Origin of the sequence: Clostridium thermosuccinogenes, from assembly GCF_002896855.1 — a bacterium.
Lineage (GTDB): Bacteria > Bacillota > Clostridia > Acetivibrionales > DSM-5807 > Pseudoclostridium > Pseudoclostridium thermosuccinogenes.
This window is the reverse complement of record NZ_CP021850.1, coordinates 1,982,793-2,006,746: the sequence shown is the minus strand read 5'-3', so window position 1 is coordinate 2,006,746 and position 23,954 is coordinate 1,982,793. Positions and strand designations below refer to the sequence as shown.

The 23,954-nt window shown below is 37.3% G+C and carries 23 protein-coding genes; 4 read left to right on the top strand and 19 right to left on the bottom strand.

Annotated elements, in window-relative coordinates:
• Positions 1–152: 152 nt before the first annotated feature.
• Positions 153–1,151 (bottom strand): LCP family protein, encoded by a 999-nt coding sequence (locus CDO33_RS08855; protein WP_242974855.1) that lies wholly within the window; start codon positions 1,149–1,151, stop codon positions 153–155.
• A gap of 187 nt (positions 1,152–1,338) precedes the next feature.
• Positions 1,339–2,313: a tyrosine recombinase XerC gene (locus CDO33_RS08850; RefSeq protein WP_103083003.1), complete on the bottom strand. Its 975-nt coding sequence runs from the start codon at positions 2,311–2,313 to the stop codon at positions 1,339–1,341.
• 278 nt (positions 2,314–2,591) lie between these two features.
• On the opposite strand from CDO33_RS08850, the gene CDO33_RS08845 reads away from it, so the two are divergent.
• Positions 2,592–3,170, top strand: coding sequence for a DUF2680 domain-containing protein (locus tag CDO33_RS08845; protein WP_103083004.1), 579 nt, complete (start codon positions 2,592–2,594; stop codon positions 3,168–3,170).
• 956 nt (positions 3,171–4,126) lie between these two features.
• On the opposite strand, the gene CDO33_RS08840 is transcribed toward CDO33_RS08845, so the two are convergent.
• The 17 genes from CDO33_RS08840 to CDO33_RS08755 form a co-directional block, all read right to left on the bottom strand.
• Positions 4,127–4,315, bottom strand: coding sequence for an ATP-binding cassette domain-containing protein (locus tag CDO33_RS08840; RefSeq protein ID WP_274540111.1), 189 nt, complete (start codon positions 4,313–4,315; stop codon positions 4,127–4,129).
• Positions 4,316–5,015: 700 nt separating this feature from the next.
• Positions 5,016–5,474 carry an NUDIX hydrolase gene (locus CDO33_RS08830; RefSeq protein ID WP_103083007.1) on the bottom strand — a complete coding sequence of 153 codons (459 nt, stop codon included), beginning with the start codon at positions 5,472–5,474 and terminating at the stop codon, positions 5,016–5,018.
• A gap of 368 nt (positions 5,475–5,842) precedes the next feature.
• The gene (locus tag CDO33_RS08825; protein ID WP_103083008.1) at positions 5,843–6,295 is read right to left on the bottom strand and encodes an NUDIX domain-containing protein; all 453 of its coding nucleotides are present in this window, start codon (positions 6,293–6,295) and stop codon (positions 5,843–5,845) included.
• Positions 6,296–6,582: 287 nt separating this feature from the next.
• Positions 6,583–7,233, bottom strand: a complete 651-nt coding sequence (locus CDO33_RS08820) for a nucleotidyltransferase domain-containing protein (protein ID WP_103083009.1) — start codon at positions 7,231–7,233, stop codon at positions 6,583–6,585.
• Positions 7,230–7,811: a hypothetical protein gene (locus CDO33_RS08815; RefSeq protein ID WP_103083010.1), complete on the bottom strand. Its 582-nt coding sequence runs from the start codon at positions 7,809–7,811 to the stop codon at positions 7,230–7,232. Before CDO33_RS08815 ends, CDO33_RS08820 begins: the two co-directional genes overlap by 4 nt.
• Positions 7,812–8,214: 403 nt before the next feature.
• Positions 8,215–8,706, bottom strand: coding sequence for a GNAT family N-acetyltransferase (locus CDO33_RS08810; protein WP_103083011.1), 492 nt, complete (start codon positions 8,704–8,706; stop codon positions 8,215–8,217).
• A gap of 109 nt (positions 8,707–8,815) precedes the next feature.
• Positions 8,816–9,634, bottom strand: a complete 819-nt coding sequence (locus CDO33_RS08805) for a class I SAM-dependent methyltransferase (protein WP_103083012.1) — start codon at positions 9,632–9,634, stop codon at positions 8,816–8,818.
• A 67-nt stretch (positions 9,635–9,701) separates the two neighbouring features.
• Positions 9,702–10,133 carry an NUDIX hydrolase gene (locus CDO33_RS08800; protein WP_103083013.1) on the bottom strand — a complete coding sequence of 144 codons (432 nt, stop codon included), beginning with the start codon at positions 10,131–10,133 and terminating at the stop codon, positions 9,702–9,704.
• Positions 10,134–10,226: 93 nt separating this feature from the next.
• Positions 10,227–10,787 carry a histidine phosphatase family protein gene (locus CDO33_RS08795; protein WP_338053263.1) on the bottom strand — a complete coding sequence of 187 codons (561 nt, stop codon included), beginning with the start codon at positions 10,785–10,787 and terminating at the stop codon, positions 10,227–10,229.
• A gap of 89 nt (positions 10,788–10,876) precedes the next feature.
• Positions 10,877–11,485: a hypothetical protein gene (locus CDO33_RS08790; RefSeq protein WP_103083015.1), complete on the bottom strand. Its 609-nt coding sequence runs from the start codon at positions 11,483–11,485 to the stop codon at positions 10,877–10,879.
• Positions 11,486–11,871: 386 nt separating this feature from the next.
• Positions 11,872–12,153 (bottom strand): protein kinase family protein, encoded by a 282-nt coding sequence (locus tag CDO33_RS08785; RefSeq protein ID WP_103083016.1) that lies wholly within the window; start codon positions 12,151–12,153, stop codon positions 11,872–11,874.
• 928 nt (positions 12,154–13,081) lie between these two features.
• Positions 13,082–13,885, bottom strand: a complete 804-nt coding sequence (locus CDO33_RS08780) for an ExeA family protein (protein ID WP_103083289.1) — start codon at positions 13,883–13,885, stop codon at positions 13,082–13,084.
• Complete coding sequence (locus CDO33_RS08775) at positions 13,878–15,212, bottom strand: DDE-type integrase/transposase/recombinase (RefSeq protein WP_103083290.1); 1,335 nt, start codon at positions 15,210–15,212, stop codon at positions 13,878–13,880. Before CDO33_RS08775 ends, CDO33_RS08780 begins: the two co-directional genes overlap by 8 nt.
• Positions 15,213–15,290: 78 nt before the next feature.
• Positions 15,291–15,857 (bottom strand): DUF6431 domain-containing protein, encoded by a 567-nt coding sequence (locus tag CDO33_RS08770; RefSeq protein ID WP_103083291.1) that lies wholly within the window; start codon positions 15,855–15,857, stop codon positions 15,291–15,293.
• Positions 15,858–15,978: 121 nt separating this feature from the next.
• Positions 15,979–16,347, bottom strand: coding sequence for a hypothetical protein (locus CDO33_RS08765; RefSeq protein ID WP_103083282.1), 369 nt, complete (start codon positions 16,345–16,347; stop codon positions 15,979–15,981).
• A gap of 186 nt (positions 16,348–16,533) precedes the next feature.
• The gene (locus tag CDO33_RS08760; protein ID WP_103083283.1) at positions 16,534–17,355 is read right to left on the bottom strand and encodes a multinuclear nonheme iron-dependent oxidase; all 822 of its coding nucleotides are present in this window, start codon (positions 17,353–17,355) and stop codon (positions 16,534–16,536) included.
• A 1,522-nt stretch (positions 17,356–18,877) separates the two neighbouring features.
• The gene (locus CDO33_RS08755; protein WP_207655289.1) at positions 18,878–20,242 is read right to left on the bottom strand and encodes a DDE-type integrase/transposase/recombinase; all 1,365 of its coding nucleotides are present in this window, start codon (positions 20,240–20,242) and stop codon (positions 18,878–18,880) included.
• Positions 20,243–20,516: 274 nt separating this feature from the next.
• Here CDO33_RS08755 and CDO33_RS08750 point away from each other — a divergent pair, with 274 nt between their 5' ends.
• The 3 genes from CDO33_RS08750 (at position 20,517) to CDO33_RS08740 (ending at position 23,953) form a co-directional block, all read left to right on the top strand.
• Positions 20,517–20,729 carry a helix-turn-helix transcriptional regulator gene (locus CDO33_RS08750; RefSeq protein ID WP_103083284.1) on the top strand — a complete coding sequence of 71 codons (213 nt, stop codon included), beginning with the start codon at positions 20,517–20,519 and terminating at the stop codon, positions 20,727–20,729.
• A 161-nt stretch (positions 20,730–20,890) separates the two neighbouring features.
• Positions 20,891–22,807 (top strand): ABC transporter substrate-binding protein, encoded by a 1,917-nt coding sequence (locus CDO33_RS08745; protein ID WP_103102781.1) that lies wholly within the window; start codon positions 20,891–20,893, stop codon positions 22,805–22,807.
• Between the two features lie 147 nt (positions 22,808–22,954).
• Entirely contained in the window at positions 22,955–23,953 is a 999-nt protein-coding gene (locus CDO33_RS08740) for an ABC transporter permease (protein ID WP_103083233.1), read from the top strand.
• Position 23,954: the final 1 nt, after the last annotated feature.

The window sequence follows — 23,954 nt, the reverse complement described above, 5'->3', positions numbered from 1 at the left end:
TTTTCGGATACTGACAAACGTGACCATGTTAAGAAAAACCATGTAAAAGAAGAGAGGAGAAAAAATCTCCTCTCTTCTTGTGTATTTAATGGCCGCTTCGGATAATACTTTAGGCTGTGACTTTTGTTATTCTAATGTAGCTTGCTCTTTCATTAAGGCTGGGGTTTATTTGTTTTGCCTACTCCCGAGTCACTGTTGGAAGGATTATTCTTTGTAACATCTTTAGCAGGCTTTGTATTATTTTTTACTGCTGTATTGCTTGATGACCCCTGACTCAAGCCGGAAGAAAAATCTACGAAATTGCCTGTACCATTGAAGTACTGCTTCATAAGTTCTGCAGCCTCCTCCTGGTTACAGAGATAATACCATGGTGATCTGTCATAGGTGGTTCCCGGTATTGTGCCCATAAAGTTTACATTTTCCATTTTGAACTTAGTAATGTTCTGTGTCATCTTTAAAGCATCGCTGGTGGTCATATTAGTTTCTATATTTTTAAAGATCTCGTTCAAAACATCATTAACCTTTGCAAAATATATAGGATTTGCTTTCTGCCGTATAAGTTCCTTTAAAAACCTTTGCTGGGCTTCAATCCTTTTTAAATCCGAGCCATCATAATATTCCCTTAACTCCTTTGAATATGAGCCGTTTGGTTGCCTGAACCGCATAAACTGTTCTGCCTTAGCTCCGTCAAAATCCTGCACACCTTTTTCAATATGGATATGAAGGTTTTGAAGCGGGTCATCATAGTGCATATCCACAGGCACTTCAAAATTTTTTACACCGCCCAGTAAATCTATGACATTTCTGAATACTTTTGTATCTACATATATATAGTACTTTATATCAATGCCAAGGAGCTCACGAACTGTTTTCATAGCCAGCTCAGCCCCTCCGTGGGGATAGGCATAGTTTATCTTATGGTAGCTTCCCTCGATTTTTACCCTGGTATCCCTGGGTATGGAAATTATATTTGCTCCCATGGTTGAAGGATTAAAGTTTACTACCATCATGGTATCGGTATTGCCATTGACCTTGTCGCCACCCAGGACCAGGATATTTACCGGCTTCCTACGGATAACAAAAGAGTCAAGCAAGCCACCTTTATTATTGTTTTCGTCTTCAATATCATCGGACACAACCGCGGTATTCATATAATTTATAATCAATATCCCTGCCGTAAACAAAAAAGCAAGCAATACAGCACTTAAAGTAAAGTAAAATTTTCTCAAATTCATGTGATTACCTCGACAAAATATTTATCAAACCCATATAGTATATAACATTATCAAGACAGTTGTCAATTTAAGCCCGTAGCCCAATTTCGGAATGTAGGACAAATCATGGCTCGTTCTTTTCATCACCGGCTGCTGCAATCTCCGCCAGAGGGTTGCTGTCGACAGCTTCCTTTAGCTGCTGGTTATCAACATGAGTATAGATTTCAGTTGTAGATACGCTCTCATGTCCTAATATTTCCTGCAAAGCCCTGATATCAACATGCCCATGCTTATACATAAGGGTGGCGGCAGTATGCCTCAGCTTGTGGGTAGAATACCTTTCAGGATCCAGTCCAGCTGCTATAATATACTTCTTTACAATATATTGTACTGTTTTATTGCTTATTCTTTTTTTCCTCTCACTTAAAAACAGTGCATTCTTATCGATTACACCTTCCACCGGCCTGACACGCAGATATGCATTCAAAGCGCTCTTGCACGCCTTGTTTAAGTATATTGTTCTTTCTTTGTTTCCTTTACCTATTACGGTAAGGGTGTCATTTTTTATTTTGTTGATGTTTATGCTCACCAGCTCGGACAATCGCAAACCACAGTTAAGAAACAAGGTGAGTATGGCATAATCCCGTTCGCGGTTTTTACCGCTCACTGACGCCAGCAGCATTTTGCTTTCTTCAATGTTTAAATATCTGGGAAGGCGCTTTATTATTTTAGGAGACTCCAGCTCGACAGCCGGGTTGTGTTCCAGCAGCCTCGCTTTGGTGGTAAGGTAGTTAAAAAATGACTTGATGCTCGCAACCTTCCGTGCCCGTGAATTGGCGTTATTATCCCGTTCCCGGCTGACATAGGACATAAAAGAGTAAAGGTCACTCAAAGTTATAGTTTTAATTAATTCTATATCAACATCACTGATATCAACGTTATTAATATCCGTTTCTGTGGTAAGCTTGCGGTCCATCTTTATAAAGCGGAAAAAAAGGCGCAAATCATAGAAATATTCCTTTAATGTGTTTTTGGATTTTCCTTTAATGGTCATCATGTAATTTAAAAAGTCTTTGACGATTGAAGGTGAATTCTCCATAGAGCATTTCTCCTTGGTAAGTTTTATTATTGTTAACAATATTATCTCATAAAAAAGCCTTTAAATAAAGTAAGTTTCAGCAATGCAGAAAATAGGGAACAGTAATGCCTAAAAAACTGGTAGTGGCTTTAGAATTTTGAAAAGCCTGGAAGCAGCTGTTATTATTAAGTAATAATTTCTAGAGCTGTAAAATGTCAAAAATTAAATTCATAATTTGTTCACAGTTTGAACACAGTATGGTCACAAAACAGGGAATGATATTTTGAGGAGGTGATTTTATGAGATTTTCAAAATTGGTGTCGGTAATAGCTGCTGTTGCTTGTTTTACTTCAACTGCAGCTTTCGCAGCACCCAAAATATCCAATCCTGTTGAGACCACCGCTACACAAGATTTAAATGAAACAAAGGATAAAAAAGATTTTGAAAATGACAAGCAGCCAGAGTTAAGGAAAGAATGCAAGGACAGAGAGGATTTTTCAAAAGATCCTGTAAAGATGCTGGAAAAAAGAAAAGAGCAGGTACAGTCTTTATACAGGGAAGGTAAAATAACCAAGGAGCAAGCCGACGAAATTATAAGGAAGCTTGATTCAAAAATAAATGAAATCAATGAGTTTAACAAGCTTCCGGTAAAACAGAAAAAAGAAAAGCTTATCAATGATTTTAAAGCGCGGATTGAAAAAAAGGTGGAAGAAGGAAAAATAACTAAAGATGAAGCCAATAAGTTGCTGAAAGAATTTACCAAAAAGGTGGAGCAATGGGATGGTAATGGATATCCGCGTTTTCATGACAAGAAAATGAAGCATGGAAAAAACCCAGCTAAGGATTTGGAAAAAAACGAAAAATCAAATATTCAATAGTATGAATTGTATGCAGATTTTAGATATGCAAATTATTAAGGGATCTAGGCAATTCCAGATCCCTTAAATTTATTAAGAGATGTAGAGGAATATATGTTAGAGGAAGTTAGAATAAATCGGTCTGTAAGAACACTATATAAAAAGATGCTGATTTAATAGTAAATATAAAACGGCTAATCGGAAATAAATATTGAAACGAATTTGCAAATTCAAACACTTAAAAAGTTAATTTTGATTTTATTAAACTAACTTAATTATTATGATTGATCTGTTAAAATTAAGATGAATGTTTTTGGCTGCATATTATTTTTGAGTAATTATTTTTAGAAAAGAGTTTTATAATCCCATCATTAACAGAAAAAAAGCTAAGCAAAATGAAAATAAAGCATTTATATCATAGACTGACATCTGTGTCAGTCTATGATATTTTAATAATTATAGGTAGTGTTAGGGAATTAAAAAATTCTAACATTATACAAAATAATAATTTTGTATAATCGGGAGTATAGGTTTATAGAAAATATATCAGTAAAACACATTTTAATAAATTCAATGACATGAAACTTGTAAAAGCTAAATTACATATATTTAGATTAAAAATTCTTTTCAAGCAATCTAAAATCTAATTTGATTTAATCGATATTTGATTTTAATGTTGATCCATTCAAATTGATTTTTCTTAAATGATTATTTCATCAAAGAATCTTTTAGTATTTTCTTATGTTTAATTATAAAGTCCAAAAAAATATACAGAAGATTTGTTGCATACAAGCGCACCAATAATTAGCGTAATCATTCTTAATATTCTTAAATACAGAAATCATTTAGCATCAAAACTAATGATCAGTAATACTGTATTGTTAAACTTTATTGATTAAATTTATTGGCATTGATTGCGTTGAATAATCCGTTTGATTTATTTGATTACAATACAAATATTATCGATTTCTTTCAGTTTAAAACCCAGGTTTGTTTTGATTTTCATCCATAAAAAAATCCATTTCTGATAATTCTTTGCCAAAAAGATAAATGCTACCGGCTGTTGGTTTTTCAATTCTAAGCAAGAGATTTACGATTGTACTTTTACCAGAACCGCTCGGACCAACAATAGCTATATGCTGATTTCTTCCCACGTTAAATGAAATGTCTTTGATTGCATACTGGTTGTCGTCGCCCGAGTAAGAAAATGATACTTTATTAAATTAAATTGTATTATAGGTTGACTTTCATCTATATTAATATTTTGAATAATACTTTGGCCATGCAATATTGAGTTGGTATTAGCATTGGGCATAAGCGTATTTTCACTCTCAAGTTTGAGGAACTCTTGTATGCGTTCTGCCGCACCAGCAGAAATATTATATAATGGAAAGAAAGTACCAATTGTCATGGAGCTAGGCTTTTTGTGGATTGGTTTATTTACTTTAAGAGTTCTAATTGAATACTGCAAGAAAAGGGTATTTACAATTTATAAAGGTACCACTATAAAAAAAATTCAAGGAAAGATATTTGCTGCCATTAACATTCACCTAAACGCATGGATTAAGCATCTCGGTATATTGCCATGTGACTTAAACTTAGTAGTGTAATCCATTCTCTATCCATATTAAATAACCAATACCACCTAAATATTCTCTCCAGTATCAGGATTTTTCATAGCTTTAGGATGAAACTTGAAACTACCTTAAAACATCTCTGATTTGAGACAGAGTTTTCATAATTACCTCCATAATGTTAGCCTCTGATTAGCTTATACCCTTAATATAGCCATAAGCCTATATTGCACGATGTAGGATGTCCATGATTTAAGAAACCGTTACGAACTGCATGTGCTTCAAACATATTCTAGAAATTGCTCCATCTTGCTTTAAAGTCATCAAGAATCACCCTAATTCCTGCGGCAATGTTCGATGGCATGTCTTCAAACAAGAAGAATCTCGCATCTCTCCCCTCTTCTTTGTTAACTTCAATCTCACCCTCAAAATCATCACACACAAATGTGACAGTGACATTATATACTTCATCACCATTAGGGTATTTGTAATGATACTTTTCACCAGAGTAAACATTGAAAAGCTTTAAGCTTTTGCACCTGAGACCGACTTCCTCAAAAACCTCTCTTGAGGCGGTCTCTTCGACTGTCTCTCCCAATTCACAAAAGCCTCCGGGCAGACCCCACAAATCCATGTCGCTCCTATGGTGCAATAACACTCTACCCTGCTTGTCTATGATTATTACATTCGCTCCAGGCATTATTAAAGGCCGTGTACCTACAATCTTTCTTAACTCCATGATATAATCCACTGTTACAACCTCCAGTATTTACTCTGTTTAAAATTATGCCCAGCAAAACTTAACTAAGACACATTGTTAAGATGCATGTGTCAGCTTCAAATTTGAACTAGTACCTCAATTCAAAAGTTTTATTTATACGTTTTCAATCTATTAAATTGTGTTAAAAATAATAAGGATAGCGACACTTGTTGCTGTCAGGTAAAAATAGGTGTATTATCTAAAACGGTTCTTATAAGACCGTTTTTTCTTTGTCTTCTAGGCTATATATTACCCATTCTATACCTGATGCTTGTCACACATCCATTATATACCAGCGAACACATATTCGCAATACTTTTTTCGAACAATTGTTCTTTTTGTGGATATAATAATCATTGTCACATAAATAACATATATTCTTTAGGATCTATACCTGCTGGGCAAAAATTAGATTTTTGCATTGACGGCTTTTTACCATATTGTAAAAGAACCTCTTTTGTCGTATATGTCAAGTCAGGATGACTTAATGCATCATCTATATCGAGAAAAAACGCCTCACTATTTTCATTTTTGTCTGGAACTGGTTCTCCGGAAATATAATCGGCCGTAAAAATAGCCCACCAGTCATTAAGTGCAAATCGTATGGCAACCAGCGAACGTGTTTTTACAACAATGCTGGTTTCTTCTAAAATCTCCCTTTCTAGAGCATCATCAGGCATTTCGTTTTCTTGCAAATAACCCCCTGGAATAGTTAACAACCCCTTTACAGAACCATATGATTGACGTACAAGCAAAACTTTATTGTCTCTTAAAACTATACCACTAACCGATAAATATCTATTATCACTCATTAAAAACCTCCAAAAGATATGTATATTATACTATGCTCGCAATGATTGTAAATTCTCCAGGAATCTATCTTTCATTCCAATCAGGATGCTCATTGAACTCTTTTATTGTAAACCCAGATTTAATAACTGAGTTAATTATATATTTCACTTAATGTATAAAAGCGCAGAGAACAAATCAGGAAAACATTTTACCCCATTTATTGCGCCTGTTAGGCGGAGGTCCAGTCAACTATGCTGAGGTATTTCCCCAGAATAACTCCTTTATACCTTTTCAAATCTGGGACCTGTTATAACATTGGCCAAACTAAAGTTGGTTTATCAAACGGACTATATCCTTTTTTAATCCAGAAAGGACTATAACTCCAAATACAACTCAATATATCTTTTTCATTTATGCCTTTTTCAATGATTTTATTTTGAAAATACTCAAGCGAAACACGATCTTTTTCTCTCACTTTCCATTCTGGATTAAGCAGGTGAACTATTTTTCTAAAGCCATATTCAAAATTTATACCAGAAGTATAGACATAAGTGTTGTAAAACTCTCTTGGAGCATTGTCGAGCCAGGAGTATGGAAAATAGACTGTCCCTTGATCTCCAATGTGTCTCCACATAGCCACATTTTCATTAACATCCAATGGATTGAAAGCTGCATGTTGGTCACCTTTTCTTATAGTTAACATATTTATGTCATTTATAAAATCCACCTCATAACCTTTGCTTTCATATTCACTTTTTAAGTCATCCAGTAAAGCCATCATATTCTCAACAAATCCATCCAAATCACCATGTTCTCGCAAAAACTTGCCTTCTAAAATATCTACCGTAAAGCCGCCCCATATGTATGTTTTAGTATTGCATGCTAAAGACACCTCATAAATATCCTTCATCATGTTCAAATACGACAGATTACTTTCAGATATATAATCCATGCTCATACTGTAACATCCTTTTTAATTTCTTTTTTTGCCTGTTCCCACAAATCAGGAAACTTCTCTTTAATAAAAACCGACAAAGGGTGTTTTTCTTCTAATAAGTTCAAATTTTTTATTGTCCTTAAAACGGTTCTCGTTCGACCATCATGCATATCTTGAGTTAAGTTCTCAAAGCGATTAATAATTAGTTTGCCTTCTCTCTCATACTGCAATAATCTTTCATAAGCGTTGTCTACAATGTCGCAATCTATAATTTTAACAGGTTCTTTTGAAATAGCTGCATATTTTATTCCAACTGCATAATCGGTAATAAAATCGCCTTCGCAAGTATAAATGCAACCACTCACTCCGTTATAAAACTCGTATAAATGATTTGGGAATGATTCAGTAACAACAGGAATTCCGTCATCTTGAACATGAAATGACATCCATTTAAAAGGTTTATTCCAAATATAAATTGCTGCTATAGCTTTGTTGGAAGTAAGATATACACAAGGATATTTCAAATTTGAATCTGGTGAGACAAAAGGCTTCAATTCCTTCAAATTCTTAATAATTGTTCCATGATAATAAATTGCCATTCTTATTTCCCCTTAAACATCATAAACTCTCTAAATTCACTGATAAAATTTAAGGTCCATTTTTTATTGAATTTTCCATTATTGATTTTATAGCCAAACATCAGTACATCAACTAGCTGATTTTTGCTTTCATCATCCAATAGATTTGAATATTCATAAGTCATCCTCTTGGAACAGCCATATTGAGAAAAATATATTATAAACAGCAAAATAAACTTTTCATAATTTATATGCTTCCCTACATGCCAGAATTATGACTTTTCACTTTTTTACTTAATAAAGTAATAAAATTGCTATAACAGGATTCCGAAGGCGTAATCCGCGGCAAGGCATTGCGATCCTTTTTCCATATCCGAATGCAGAAAACGCCTCCATTATGTATTATAATCCGACATGCATAACTTCAAAGGGATAAGTTGTAAATAGCATATATTGCTTGCTCTGCACCAAATCTTTGAACTTTCTGCTCTAGCTTCATACAAACCCCCTCTAATAATCTACATGATAAAAGATTTGCTGTTTGGGTCTCTGCGATAACTTTTGCTAACCTAAATTCTACAAAAGCATACCTGATTACCTCTTTGACTACTTCAGTGGCGTATCCTTTTCCCCACCATTCCGGTAACAACTGATATGATACTTCAGTACTTACGCCATCATGATGTAAGGCAAGAGAAATCAATCCTATAAATAAGCTGCTCTCCCTTTGCCTAATGACCCAGTATATTGCATCATTTTTCGATTTAATCATTCTCTCGAATTTTGCATTAAATTCTTCTTCACTTACTGGACCACCAAGAAATTCCCTAACTTTGACATCCGAATAAAGTCTCTTTACATCCACATAGTCAGTTTCCTGCAGTTTTACAAGTTTGCATCTATTAGTTTCCATCATAAAATCTCCTTAAAACAACGGAAGAAATTGCGTAGTAATTTCAACACACTGTTTCAACGAGGCAAGAGATTTAACTCACCGCCTGAGGTAGGAAACATCTTTAGCTTCGTTATATTTTTTTAGCTATGTATAAAGAATAGTTAAACAAGGTTCCAACATAACTACCGTGATTATTTATTAACTCTATAATTTCGTTATCCATTTTATCTATTATGTTATCCTCTAAACCATCCAGGATAGAAGCATTTGCAGGTACTGATTTCATAGCTTTTAGATATTGCTCGGCATTATTCTTTATTTCATGGGTATATTCTATTTTGTCTATCAAATCAAACAAGACGGATGAAATAATTTCTGCTTTTCTTTCATCTTCTTTATACACTCCATCATGTTTAAGTCTTTCAGGCTTTCCTTCATTTTTAAAATAACCAGCAACATACTTTTTGACTATTTCATCAACCTTTTTGTTTATCTCTCTGGTTTCTTCAAGCGTATCATCACTTGAAATATACCAAAATAAAGCAAGATATCCTTCATCCTTTAGAAGCTCATGGCATTTTTTGTATTTGACATTTTTATCTATCCAGTGAAATGACTGTGCGGAAAAAATCATATCGTATTTTTGATTATTTGGGTTAGACCATTCTTCAAAGGATGATACATGGATTGAAACCTTTGGGTAATTGACACATTTATCACGCAGTATTTCAGCCATATCTTCCCCTATTTCTATAGCATCAATCTTAAAACCTCTCTCTGCAAGTTGTATGGTTGCTTTGCCAGTGCCTGCGCCGATTTCAAGTATATTATCATCCAATTTCAAATTAGTCTTCCTTATCACATCATCAATTAACCTCTCCGGATAGGAAGGTCTTATTTCTTCATATATACCTGCTATACCCTTATAGGGTTCAATTTTCTTTGTCATCGCTTATCCTCCTTATTTTTTCATAAAGTGATAAACCTTGTATTTTCTAAAGATAACGGGTACACAATCATTTATAGTACGCAGATGCATATTTTTCTGCACGTTCCAGCATTTCTATCATTCTATCCCGGTTATACGTAACATTTGTTGGTAAAATATCAAAGAATTCGATTTTTTCCATTTCACTATTTTCAGGTATTTTCTCAAAAGCTCTGACGTTTGCAAAATATACTCTGCCGTTATTGTGCAGCATACCGTCATCACTGAAGACTTGGTAATCCCATACAGGTACAATATCAAAGTCAACTGCTCCTGTTTCTTCATACAGCTCTCTCTTGGCAGCCATCAAGGGTGTTTCTCCTTTTTCTACATGGCCACCGGGGACTTCCCATCTTTGTCTCTTCTTATGAAAGCATAATACCCACTTGTCCTTGTATTTAGTTTCAATACAGACAAACCCTATGTTATCCAATGAACCTGCAATAAAATCTTTATTCATCGTTATCCTCCTTAACTGGATTACCACATCTTGTGTGAAATATTTAAAAATTGTGAAAAACCTTTTTCTGACTATGCTAAACTACCGGGGTATTTAATACTTCCGCTCAACCATCAATAATTCTTGCTTTCCGATATTTTTTGCTCCGGAGAAATCAAGCCGTATAATGTATGGCATAAAGTACCTTATGCGATTAAAATCCTCATAACCGAAACTTGGATCATAGTAGTTTAAAATTGTGCTCAAAGCTGTACCATGAGTCCCAATAACAATGTTCTTATCTTTATGAGTAAGCAATATTTCGTTCAAGGCTTCGATATTACGACTCTGAACACTGCCTAGTGATTCACCGCCTTTTTCGCAGAAGTTAAAATCGTTCCATCGCTTTTGCAGTAGTTCTATGCTGTGTCCGTTTTCTCCGGATTGCCGTTCTCTAAACCTTTCATCTGTATGAATGGGTAGTCCAAAAGCATTTGCACATTCTACAATGGTATCGTAAGACCTTTTATACGGACTGGAAAAGAAGCAATCTATTGGTATCTTGATTAAAAGATTAGTCACTTCTTTTCGATCTAATAACCCAACAGGAGTTAATGGCTTTGTTCTATCATCTTCCCACGATTTATCAGGTTGTGCATGCCGGACAAAATACACACTTGTCAATTTTACGATACCCCCTTTGTGAGCTACGGACAGCTAATTCTGGTTTTCACTCCAATATACTCATAGAAGTCGTATGCCTATTAGGCAAAGTTCCATTGGGAAAAATCACGTCTGAATAATGGAAAATGCTTTTCCCAATATCCGCTATCAATGCTCCTCACCGGAGTAATATCTATCTGCTTCTTTTCTTTGTCCATGTATTCTATAAAGCCCCAATGAAAACCGGCTAAAAAGGATATGCTTTCATTGTTTAAAAAAGATGGCATAGCTACTAAAAAGGTGTCAGCTACCCAAACTAATTTAGCTGCTTCACAGTAATTATTGACGGGAGCATCAAAAAAAACTGCCGGATATCCGTAAGCACAAAATGGCACTCCTTTCTGCTTCATTGGAGGTGGTGTATCAACTTCATAATATGTATTATCTGGTTTTTCACTATTTACATCAGAATAAAATTCCATTCGCACAACCTGTATCCAACCACAATACCTGGCAAATCCAAAGCCTTCAAAATCCTTAACAAATGCCTGTATTGTAGGATACCCTATACATACATCTAAATCAGGCACTATATCTTTTACAATTTCAAAACCGGATGTAACAGGACTAGTGTTTTTCTTGTATACTACTTCAATGATGCCTGACTTGCCAAAATTGCTGAATGGTATTTGAATGGTCTGATCTTTCATGAATGATACCCCCTATATGATTTTAATTTGTCTACCAACGAGGAGCTTTAATTTTGCTTAGATATCATTAATTAAATCTCCTAAATCTGTGAAAACAATTCTATTTCCTTCTTTTTCGTATAATATGTTTCCATCAATGAAAGACTCCCATCCTCCTCTATTAATGGTCTTGTGCAACGATAAATCTGATCTGTTCCACAATTTCATTTCTCCACAGGGTGGACACACCGTAAGCAAATAATCCTTCCAAATCCCTGCGAAATAAAACATCTTTTTATGGCAACGCTTATGGCTATCAATTATATCGAGGGAGTTTGCATTAACCTTTGCAATAGAGAGGTCCTGTGATTACATCTTCCACCAAAAATAAGCTTTTGAGATTTTTCTTATGTCATGCTTTTCCCTTTAATAAATTCGATTTCAATGCCAGCTCTTTCACCTATATAAAATAGTTCGTAAACTTTGGGAACTACACTCATTTCAGATAATAGCTGCAATGTATTATACTCATTTACAATATCATCAGAATTAAGACCGGCTATCTTTACAAGACGTGTCATGCTCTCATTTGATACCAAATACAATTCATTAGTTCCTCCACCTGTCATATGGCAAATATTACTTTCATTGTACTTTGTCTTAAGGAATTCTGGTATGGATATATTCATATATGGTTTCTCCTTTACAAGAGGTAAATTTATAACCACCAGAAAATACAATAAATCAATCTAATTGGCAAATAACACTTAGATTTTAATATTTAATAAACCTTCCTTAAAATGGTACGTTAATTTACCCGTTGCAGCCTTACCTCTGAATGTATATACATTTCCCAATTATTATGCCCCCATTTTTTGCCTCATTAACTGCTCCACCATCTGCATGTCCAGGAAATAAGTTGCATATATGGTATACACTTTATCATATAATTTTCATAAATTCAACATGGATTTTCCATACAATCTACTACAAATATACTGAATAAAATACATGAGATAAAATACTATGTGTTCCATGTCAAGTGTGCCTAACGAATTGGTGTGACTGAAGTCAGGATTATCTTAATGATCATGTATGAAGCCTTATGGAGATGTAGAAATGTCTGATGCGCACTCTTTGTGACTTGGAAGATGGTAGTACGTCATTTTCATGAGAAAATATTTAGTTCTTACATTGGAATTTTAATAATACTCTGGTATGTACATTATTTGCTTCGATAATTTAATTAATCTTTTTTCAGCACTTTACATGCTCTCCTATGCTAACAACAGCATTCATATAACCAAAATATTAGACTGACATTTGTTAAATAGTTGAATTTAGAACGAAGTATTTGCCCTATCGGAAACAGAAAATCTATACCCTCTTAAATTATGCCCATTCATTTTAATTAAGGATACACATTATCTAAACTTGACATTTTAATTTACTACTACATGTTTCCTTTATGTAAAACAAAAAATCTCCAATATCCTGCTTCAAGCAAGAAAGTAATGTCGCTGTTCGGCCTCTTTGACCGCAATCTGCTCATTCTTTTTGACCGCTAGTTTTGCTCATTAGCCCTGTCCGCAGATGTATACGGACAGGGCATATTAACTACCAGTTCAATTCTTCCTCAACAATAAGCCTTACCACATGATCGTCTATGATTTTTTTCTGTACCTGTGCCCCATGTAAAAGGCAAGCTGTACACGCCCGGTTGATTTTTCGCGGTACTCCATGAGAATATTCATATATCTCGTCTACCGCCATATCCGTAAATATCTCCCGGCTTTCTCCTGCATACTCCAGGTGCTTTCTTATGTATTCACCGGTTCTTTGCCGATCATATGGCATCATATGATATCGGATATCTATTCGCTGGCATATTGCCTCATATATCTGCTTCTTCAGGATGTCCTTCAACTCACTCTGGCCTACCAGGATTAAACTCATTGGGTTATACGAATCCATCCTGAAGTTTAGTAAAAACCGGATTTCCTCCAGCATCTCCCTTGAAAGTAGGTGTGCCTCATCTGTGATGATTATAGGAATACGTCTCTGTATTTCAATCAGGTTGCTGATCTCTCTCGTTAGTTGTCGTTTTGCATCGCTCCTGTAGAATTTCGCTTCACATCCCAGCTGGTTCAATACTTCCCAGTAAAAATTCCTCGGTGTCAACGCCGAATCGCTTATGTACATTACCTTGTACCGGTTGCTGTCCAGCGCCCCAACAAACTTCCTTATGGCTGTGGTCTTTCCTGTACCAACATCTCCCGTTATCACTGCAAACAACCGGTTCCGGGCCGCATACTCAAGCCTGCTGCAGACCTCTTCCAGCTCCGGATTGCTATACAAATGCTTCTCCGGTATATCCCGGGTGAACGGCGTGTGCAGAAAGTTGTAGTACTGCTCAAACATTTCTGTCACCGCCCTTCATGCTCCTGAAGGTTAATGCTCCGGTCTGCCGTTTTTGCCTCTTTTCATTCTCGCTCTCATATATTTTTAATAGCCGTGAATGAGTCGCCGATTTCGTTGCTGGTGTTTTTTCAACCTTTGAGCAGTATTCCCCAACCTTCAGCGGGGTTGCTGTCTTTCGGCGCTCACCATTGTACCATATCTCCAGAAGGCTCATATCAAAAGGATCATACCGCACATCCACTTTTTTGCCTATGTATTCGATTCCGGCTTCATATTCTATCCCTTGCAGCTTGAAACAGCCTGTGTTGTCAACTTTCCTTGTATCTTCCCATAAAAATGCGTCCCGGCATTCTTCAGGAGTTGCAAACCGCACCTTCTTTGGATCACTTGCATACGCCTGCGATGGAGAAACCCCTTTTAAACTGCTATGAGGCTTCCCGTTGTACCCTTCATCCAGCCATACCCGAAATTTGCGGTTAAGTTCCTCCAGGCTTTTTGCTTTCTCCAGCGATATCTCCTGGAAAAACTCTTCAACTGTGGCATTGAACCTCTCAATCTTGCCTTTGCTCTCCGGAGAATACGCCTTTGTGTTCATGTGACGGATTCCCAGCTTTGCACATGCTACTCTGAACCATTTCGAGATAAATACCTTGCCATTGTCAACGTATACTGCCTCCGGCTTGCCGTATTTCAATATTGCCTTGCGAAAACTGTCTTCCAATATCGGAAGCCTCTGATTGTCGTAAAATTCTGCATGACACACCAGCCTCGTCGCATCGTCAATAAATGCCACCATGTATGTCCGTTTCTTACCGCCGTCGGCAGTCGGTATGTACGGACCGTATTTGATATCTGCCTGCCACAATGTGTTCCTTCCGTTTTTGACGAACCGGCGGGCTGTCGTTCCTTCTATACGAACATTTCTGAAGTCTTTTGCACCAAAGCCCATCTTCAAAAGATGCCTGGACAAGGTGCTTCTGGAGACACTTCCTTTTTTGACAATCCCTTCGCCTTCAAGGATCTTTATGATCCTCCTGACACTTCTCTCCGGCAGTTCCTGTTTTATTTCGATTGCCCGATCTAATATTTCCTGAGATATCGCTCTTTGTTGCCCTGTATCTTTTCGTATCTTTGGTAATAGCCCTTCGTAACCATTCTCCCGGTACGCTGCAAGATACCTCCGAAGTGTCCTTTCCGAAATTCCTTCCCTCTCAAGTATCTCCTGCCGTATTCTCCGCTTTTCCGCCTCATCCAGATCCGGCTGCAATAGCGGCGATATGATCTCATGTTTCTTTAATGCTTTTTCCAATACTTCATTGTTTATCATTTCGATCCCTCCTGTGCTTTTTCCTAAAGCCTATCAGAAGGGAACTCCGGACAGCTACGCAAACTATGTGGGAATTTTCTATACAAATACTCCTGCCAGATGATTTGTTAGCCACATATTCGTTTCACCTATGGCAAGATGGCTGCTTTCTATCTGCGGCAGTAACCCAAGCAGCCGCTCAATCATGTGGAATACCTTTGTTTCTATCATCTCCAGCTCATTGACAAACTTGCCATAATACCTGTACAGTATAGCTCTTAATGCTCCTGCAGCTTGCCGCCCCCGTTGCCTGAATTCTTCTACCCACCGCCTTAATGTGGATATGCTGGCGGCAGTCTCAATCTCCTCAAGAGGTATACCGTCCTCCTGGTCCCGAAGGACCAGCTCGCTATCACAAGCCGAGTAATGCTTATACGGCCTGATGAAATCCGGTATGATTGCATGTGTCTTCCCACACTTGCTACAGATTACACGGAATATGTTAATCCATTCAATTTCCTCGCCCATATGCACATGACGTGCATATCTGTCATGAAAGGTTGTTTTCCCGCCGCATTTCGGGCATATCAACTCCAGCCTTTCCAAAAATTTTAAACAATTTCTGCGATACTCCTTAACATTCCGCCCCAGATATGCTATTATCATATTACAAATGTGTTAAAGGGCTTTGAGGGTTAGGTGCTGGAACACTTAACATATATATTCAAAGCTCTTATCATATCCTCCTTTTTTTCTTCCAGGAAGATATTAGCATACGTGCAAACGGTCACGCAACTTGAGCAACTCCGGGACATTTATCCGGGGCAGAAACAAAAGTAAATCCGATAATAGTAAATACTATATTCTTAATAATGTCTGACTTTGAAACAAAACCAAATAAATATATAACAACTCCAACCATTCTAATTAATCTTAAGGCCGAACAAATCCAGCCATTTGTATACTCATTATGTAATTTACTATTCTGAATAACTAACCTCAAGGAAATAAAAAAGACTATTAAAATGATAATTCCTGTCAACACAGCTAAAAAATCATTGGCATTCATGTTGAAAAAAGAACTTAATAACTCGACCGCAATAATCACTATTCCAGCTGTAAAGTTACCCATCATTGCTTTTTTTATAGAACTCATAATTACTACTCCCTTTGAAGTTTAAATGCATTGAGTCGCTACTTAACTTACCATCATCTCAAAGCCTATGTCTGAGATTTTATAACTATGTATTTTGTTCAATCCATATGAATGAGCAAGTTTTTTTATTACTGTATTATTCTTTATATTTTTAGTATACAATAGGCTATTGGAAAATTCCACCTTTCATCCGAATTTGATCCTCCTGCAAACAATTTCATTTATCCTTTTTAATTGTCTTTCTATGGCATTCTTATCGCTTCGCCATGAAAAATGCTCTCCAAACCCTCCATATTCCAAAGTAACCACTTCAGGATTTGCTATCCCTAATGCAAATTCTAGAATCTCATAATCATCCTCAGTCATCTCTAAATGACCATCTCTTAATCCATCATCAGTTGTTCTTGTCCCTACTGCATGAACTTCTTTCACAAGCTCCAATGGTAATGCTGACAGGTATTCTTTTATCGGAAGACCCAAACCGCTTGCAGCAACTTTCGCATGTGCTATATCAAGCAACAATCCTACTCCATATTCACCGCACAGCTCATTTATTAACTTAGGAGAAACTGAATGCTTGATATTCTTAGGGCTGTTAGTTTCGTAGTATGATGTATATGGTGCATTTTCAATTAATATCTCTGTGTCAAGATTTACTTTCCATACATTCAAAAAATGTCCCATCCGTTCTTTTGCCATATCAAATGTCACTTCTGGCACGTCCCAGTCAGATTGGTATGTGGCACAATGTAAACCGATAAAGCTACTATTACAAAATTCTACTTTTTCTCTGACTTGATTCCAATTCACACTACTTAATTTATTAGAACCAGTATGTTGCGGCACATCCATTCCTACACCATGTAATAATATTTTTCCATAGCTTTTATATTTCTCCGGTATTTCATCATCGGATTTTAATAATGCGATTTTTACATAATCAACTGATACCTTTTTTTCATCAATTAATTCCATCAACTCTGCTGATAAATTGCATCCGACTTTCATTATTCCACTCCTCTCATAATATCCATCAACATTAACTCCGGATGTTTATACGAACTTGTGCGGGAAAACACCTATTTTTTTACCTAATATTTCAGACATAATAGTATTTCGGTTATCCTGGGGCACTTCAAAGGAGACTAGAGCGATTTGTATAAAAATTAACTCATTAAATCTTTTTATTTTTACTATTTCACCATAATCTGCATCTTAAGGTAATAAATTGTATGTATGGTATACAGTTTATCATACAAGTTAGATAAGCTCAAGAATAGATTTCTTCGTATGCCTTATTCCAAAATACTGTTAAAAACAGCTAGAGGAAGCGCTTTGGATGAAATCCAGGCCTGTTGCTGGAGTCGATGTGGGTAAATTCTACAATTACACGGCACCCTTTTTCTTCCAATGAAGTGATTGCCCGTAAGAAGTTCTTTAATTCCTTTCTGCTCAAGTTCACAACATTTCCTTTGTTTCTTCTATTTTTATTTTCTCATTTAATTGCATATCTTTCTCGGACATATCTCAAATCACCTTTTGATATATTGGTTTGCCACAAAACATATCTTACCCGACCCCCTTGGAATGTTTATTTACACCCTTTTTGATTAGTACAATTTTTTGCACCTTATCAGGGTGAAATATTAAGGAGTATGGAAAAGCTGGAACAATAATCATATAAATGGATATTAAAGATTAACTCCTGATTATCACACCCAAAATCTTACATTGTCACAGAAAGCTTATAGAGTATAATTTGTCTTTAGTTTTATAAGGTTGTTAAATTGACATTCTATTACTTATCAAGTCCTAAAAGAACATGAGTTGCGTAAGGAATTTTAGTGATACTGGCAAATTAACAGACTTACTTTTTTACTCCAAAAGTCATCTATCATGAAAATTCGACTGTTGACTTTAATATCATTTCGGTTATATTTGTAGAATGATTATTTCTCTTGGAGTCAACATACCCATTATTCTGCTTGTTTTTTCCGAAATCATATTGATATATCATTTGTGCTTTTGTATTTCCATTTATTTGTAATGAAATCTTAAAAATATAAAGACATAATATCAAATATAATACAAGTATAAAGAGGTGTTTGTAAATACAATACTACAGAAATTCTTAACTACTTGTCGACAGAATACTATTGACAGTTAAGTGTAACTGCATTATCATAAAAATATACTTAAGATATTCTTAATCAGGTAGTGTCAAAAGTTCTATGAAAGAATAAAATTTTGACGCCAGAAATGAGAGTATTTACCAAATATGCACATTGGAAACCAAATAAGCAACAAGAAAAACCATGGGAATATAATACCTGTGGATTTGATGGATAACCCGCCCGAGGCATGGATAACAAGTGGATAAAGCATTGGCAACGAAAAGCGTGTTGCCAACACTTTATCACACAAGTTACCCACACCCCTCAAATCAGCGGGTTACCCACAAACTCCACAGGTTCGGCGGCGACTGTTTTGCTATGCTATGCTACAAAAATAAGAGGATGAATTTCGTTCCTTAAGCAGATTGTTGGGCTTTGATGTATTCTTGGGACATTTTAATGAGTGTAACCCACCTGGCAGGCATATTAGGCCGGTCTTTGAGCTCTTCTAAGACCACCGGCACCCTGCCTTCCAGAGAGGAATGAGGCCTTAGGAAGTTGAAGTAGGCTACAAACAGTGTAAGGAAGGATACTGAACCTGCATAGTTGTTAAAACCGTTGGTGGGTCTGTAGTTTCCCTTGAAGGTGCGGTTTAACCTTTCGATGATCTGCTTTAAAGGCCTGTATTCTTCGGAGATAGGGTCGTCGTTGGTAAGACCGATTACCTGCTTTATGTCAAAGTGGATGCCGTACTGGGCGAAATAGTGTTGAGCAAGCATGTAAATAGGGTTCCCGTCAAAGATCAGGGTAAGATCCTCAGGAAGCTTATCGAACTTGGACAATGCTTCGTCAAGAGCATAAATTGCAGCTTTAACATCACGGTTGGCAGAGACGGGGTATGAGAGGATAATCTTCTTTACTGCGTCGAATATAAAGAATACGTAATGCCATTTGCCCAGAACCTTTATGTACGTCTCATCCCCGCAGATGGAATCTGAGAGATCATACTTGTAGTTGTCAATGAAGGGTTTAATGTTTGTGGCAACAGCATCGGCATAATTTGATACCGACTGATGAGAAACACTTACACCATGTACTTCACGCATAAGGGCAGCTGTCATCCGGGTAGAAAGGCCAAAATTGACATGGTATGTAAGTATCAGCCCCAGGACGTGAGGAGAGACATAAAGCCTTGATATATCTACACTCGGAGGCTGGGAAGGCTTTCTTACCAAAGGCTCAAAGTCAATATCAAACTCCCTGTAGATGTAATGGAGCTTGAAATCATGTGGAGAAGACTTGTAGCGCTGCTTGTCTTCCTCGGACATGGAATTGAGCCTGTCAAGGTAATAGGGGCACTTGGAGTTGGTGCACTTATGTACGTTGAAGTCCTTACGCTCTTTCTTAAGTTCCAGTGTCCTTCCACAGTGGGGGCAGAGGAAGATGAGATTTTTTAGGTAACGGTTTTTCTTGTTGAAAGTGCACTTGCAGACTTTGCATAAGTACTGGCCTTTACCACCGGTATTGTCGTAAAGGTATTCATGAGGAGCTCCACATCTTGGGCAGGCCATAGTATCAGGGACTGTAGAAGCTTTTCTCCTTGTAATAGGGGTTATAAGCTTACCGGTTTCCTTGAGATGATTTGAAATAAGCTGCTTATAATCAAGCTTCTCAAGTGTCTCAATAATCGGCATGGTATCCACCACAAGCTTGCGGTAAGGCTTCCTAACAGGCTCATCGTAGTACTTGCGGACGGATCCTTTACTAAAGAGTGCACACATGAGGTAAATGATAATTTTAGCTTGTATTTGAATGTATAGTAGTAAAACTGTTATAATGTTGTTCAAAGGTACTTAACTCCTTTCTTTGGGGGTTGTCCAGCAACAACATTATACCAAAAAAAGGGCAAGTACCTTTGCCTTTCTATACATTCTTAATTTCCAGTTAAATGAGGGTAAAACCCTTAATAATATAAAAGCAAGTAAAACCAAGGGTTAGAGGTCAAAAGCATATCAAAACTTTTGACACTACCCTTAATCAGGGGGAGGCAAAGATATGATTGTAAAAGCAATCGAAAAATTTATGGAAGAAAATGACATTAAACAAGTTTCTTTATGTGAAAAAGCTGGTCTTACTGAACATTGCATCAGTCTTGCTCTTAAAGGAAAAAGAAAACTAAGTATTGACGAATATGTAAAAATATGCACAGCACTAAATGTACCATATGAATATTTTTTCATCAAGTCCAGACGCAAAGTTAATAGTTGATGAATAAACTTTCCAAATTGCAAGATTAATGACTCACAATATTTTTTATGCTACACTCTAACACCACACTAATTCGTTGATAACATTTTCCAACCAATTCTACTCATTTCTTTAACCGCTTTTTTCGACTCTATCAATTTAATTAAAATGGAGGTAAAGTGATGAAAAATTTAAAAAGACTGGTATTAATTTTCATTATTTCCATTATATCCATTTCACCAACAGCATGTAATCAGACAAATAAGTCAGCATCTACCGAAGGGTACAATAAAGATAAAGTGTATATCAGACAAGGCGGTCTTCCTGATCCTGCCCAGTTCATCGCAAATCAGAACTCTGAGGTTGGCACAAGCACTTTCGGTGATTTCGCTTTTGAAGGATTAATCCGCTATCAGCGTGGTACCGATGACATTGCTTTGCAGTTAGCAGAAAGTTACGAGCACGTGGGTAACAAGACAATATTTAAACTGCGCCCCAACATAAAATGGAGCGACGGAGAACCTTTCACCAGCAAAGATATCTGGTGCTTCTACCAAATATGCCACAACTCTCCGGTTAACTTCTTGACTTCTATCGAAACTCCCGATGATTTAACTGTTGAATTCGTATGGGCTGAACCGGCTCCTTTCGATGATTTAAGGATTATGTTAATTGCTCAGGAAGTCCACCATGGACGTATCCCCTACCATATATATGGGGAATTCGCCGAAAAGCGGTATGAGCTGCTCCAAAAGGCTCCATTGTTGACTGAGGAGCAAAAGGCCCAGGGAATACGCGGACCTTTCGGCAGATATCCGGCAGGCGATCCCAAAATTGCCGAAGAGTTAGACAAGGTATGGAAGGAATATATCAAGACTCCCCCCAACGAAGACCACATAATCGTGGGTACAGGTCCATATATTAATGACCCCGGCCATACAATAAACGAAGGAAGCATGAGCAAAAACCCATATTATTGGAATCCGGACGGTCAGAAATTTGACAAGATCATCATAAGATCCACTACTGATGCAACAAAATCTCCTATGATGGAAGCAGAAGAAATCCACAACATGGACGGTACAATGCCAAAGGACCTGACAGAATCGCTTCTGAAAGCCAATAAAAATATTGTATATTACCCCATGAGGGACCCTGCATCCCATGGCTTGTATTTCAACATAGGATCAAAGAACGCCCCCATGGATAAAAAAGAATTCCGGCAAGCTTTGATTTATGTAGCTGATAAAGAAGCATTGCGTGATATAGGATCATATCAGTCCGATGTACATTCTTGGTCATCCCTGGGCTTACCTCCATCAATGCTGGAAACATATGTGGATAAGGACGTAATTGATAGAATGCGCAAATACAGCCATGACGAAGCAAAAGCTGCGGAGCTTTTGGAAAGCATCGGATGCAAAAAAATCAACGGTAAATGGCATGACGCGAACGGAAAGCAGATAAAATTAACTATTGGCTTGGATAAAGGCTGGTATGTGGCAACCTTGGTATGCCCTATCTATGCTAACCAGCTTACAAAGTTCGGAATAGATACGGAAGTAATCGCGGTTGACGGTTCAGTGTACGGACAGCAGTCCGAGGTTGAGCATGTATTTGATATGAGCTGGGAGTGGATAGATGTTGCTTGGTCCTTCTCTCATCCATATTTCACTCTCAATAATTTCTATAGCCGCGGTGGTGGACCTGCTAAAAAGATGAACTTCCCCTTTGACGAAAAGACCAATCGTACTACATTGAAGCTGGAGGATTGGGACGGCAATACCTTTGACGTATGGCAGTGGATTTCCAACATGCCGAACGAAATGGATGACGAAGTAAGAAAGGATCAATGGGAGCGCATCATCTGGGCTACAAATGAAAATGCCTTTGCCATCAACTTCTACGAAAATGTAACGGGTGCATGGGAGAACCTGAAATATACCGATAACTTGCCGATGAAGGATAAAATACCCGAAAATCGTTGGATGCCATTCCCTGAAACACTGGAAGAAAGAATTGCAGTACATGATCTCAACTGGGGATTCTCGGGTGGTGTGCGTAAAATGTCAAGACTTGCTCCTACTACAGAAAAATGATGACATCATACCCTATTGGGGATGTATTATGATCACTCTTAAGCTTTTCCCTGATTGTGACAATAGATAGCGCAAAAAGTTATCTGTGGCTAGAGGTGAATTTAAACACCTCTAGCCAATAAAAATTAAATAAAGGAGGAGGCGCACATGAATTCGAGATATTATTTGAAAAAGATCGGTATAGCCCTTCTAACCATAGCTATATGCTCAATATTGACATTCATATTGTTCCGGCTGATGCCGGGTGATGTATTTGATGTCAGAGCCCGTGACATGGCTGTGCAACGTGGTATAGATTTTAACGAAGCAAAAAGGCTGGTCGTCCAGACCTACAACTATGATCCTGATGAACCAATATTACAACAGATGTGGAGATATTATTCATCCTTATTCCGCGGGAACTTGGGAACATCAATAACCAACAGCTCCATAACAGTAAACCAGATCGTCGCTTATTATATGCCCTGGACGCTGTTTCTGGTATCCATAGCTCTTCTTTTGAGCTATTTTCTGGGTATTTGGCTGGGAAGCATAATGGCCTGGAGGAGAAAATCAATTATCAGCGCGATTATTGCTGCCTATTCCACCATTGTGAATTCAATACCGCCGGCATTGATTCCAACCCTGGTGCTTTCCATATTCGCGTTCGGCCTTAAATGGTTTCCTATACAAGGGGCGTATTCCATGAAAGTTAAGCCGGGGCTTAATCTGCCTTTTATTAAAGATGTGCTTTGGCATGCTGCACTGCCAATATTCGCTTATACCACTACACAGATTAATGGCTGGGTTATGAATATGAAAGGAAGCTGCATCTCCGTCATGGCAGAGGATTACGTGACCGCGGCTTATGCAAGAGGCCTATCGGATAAGACCATACGCAATAAATATGTAAAGAAAAATGCACTATTGCCGTTATACACTACACTGGCTATCAGTTTTGGTTCCATGTTAGGTGGTGCGCCTTATATGGAGGGACCCTTTGTTTACCCGGGTATCGGTTCCCAGTTAAGCAAAGCCCTGGGAAATCGTGATTTTACCGTGGCTCAGGGTTTGCTCCTGATTACCACTTCAGCAACAGTGCTTGCCAGTTTATTTGTTGACTTGATACTTCCAAGACTCGATCCAAGGATAAAGAGGGAGGACTAGG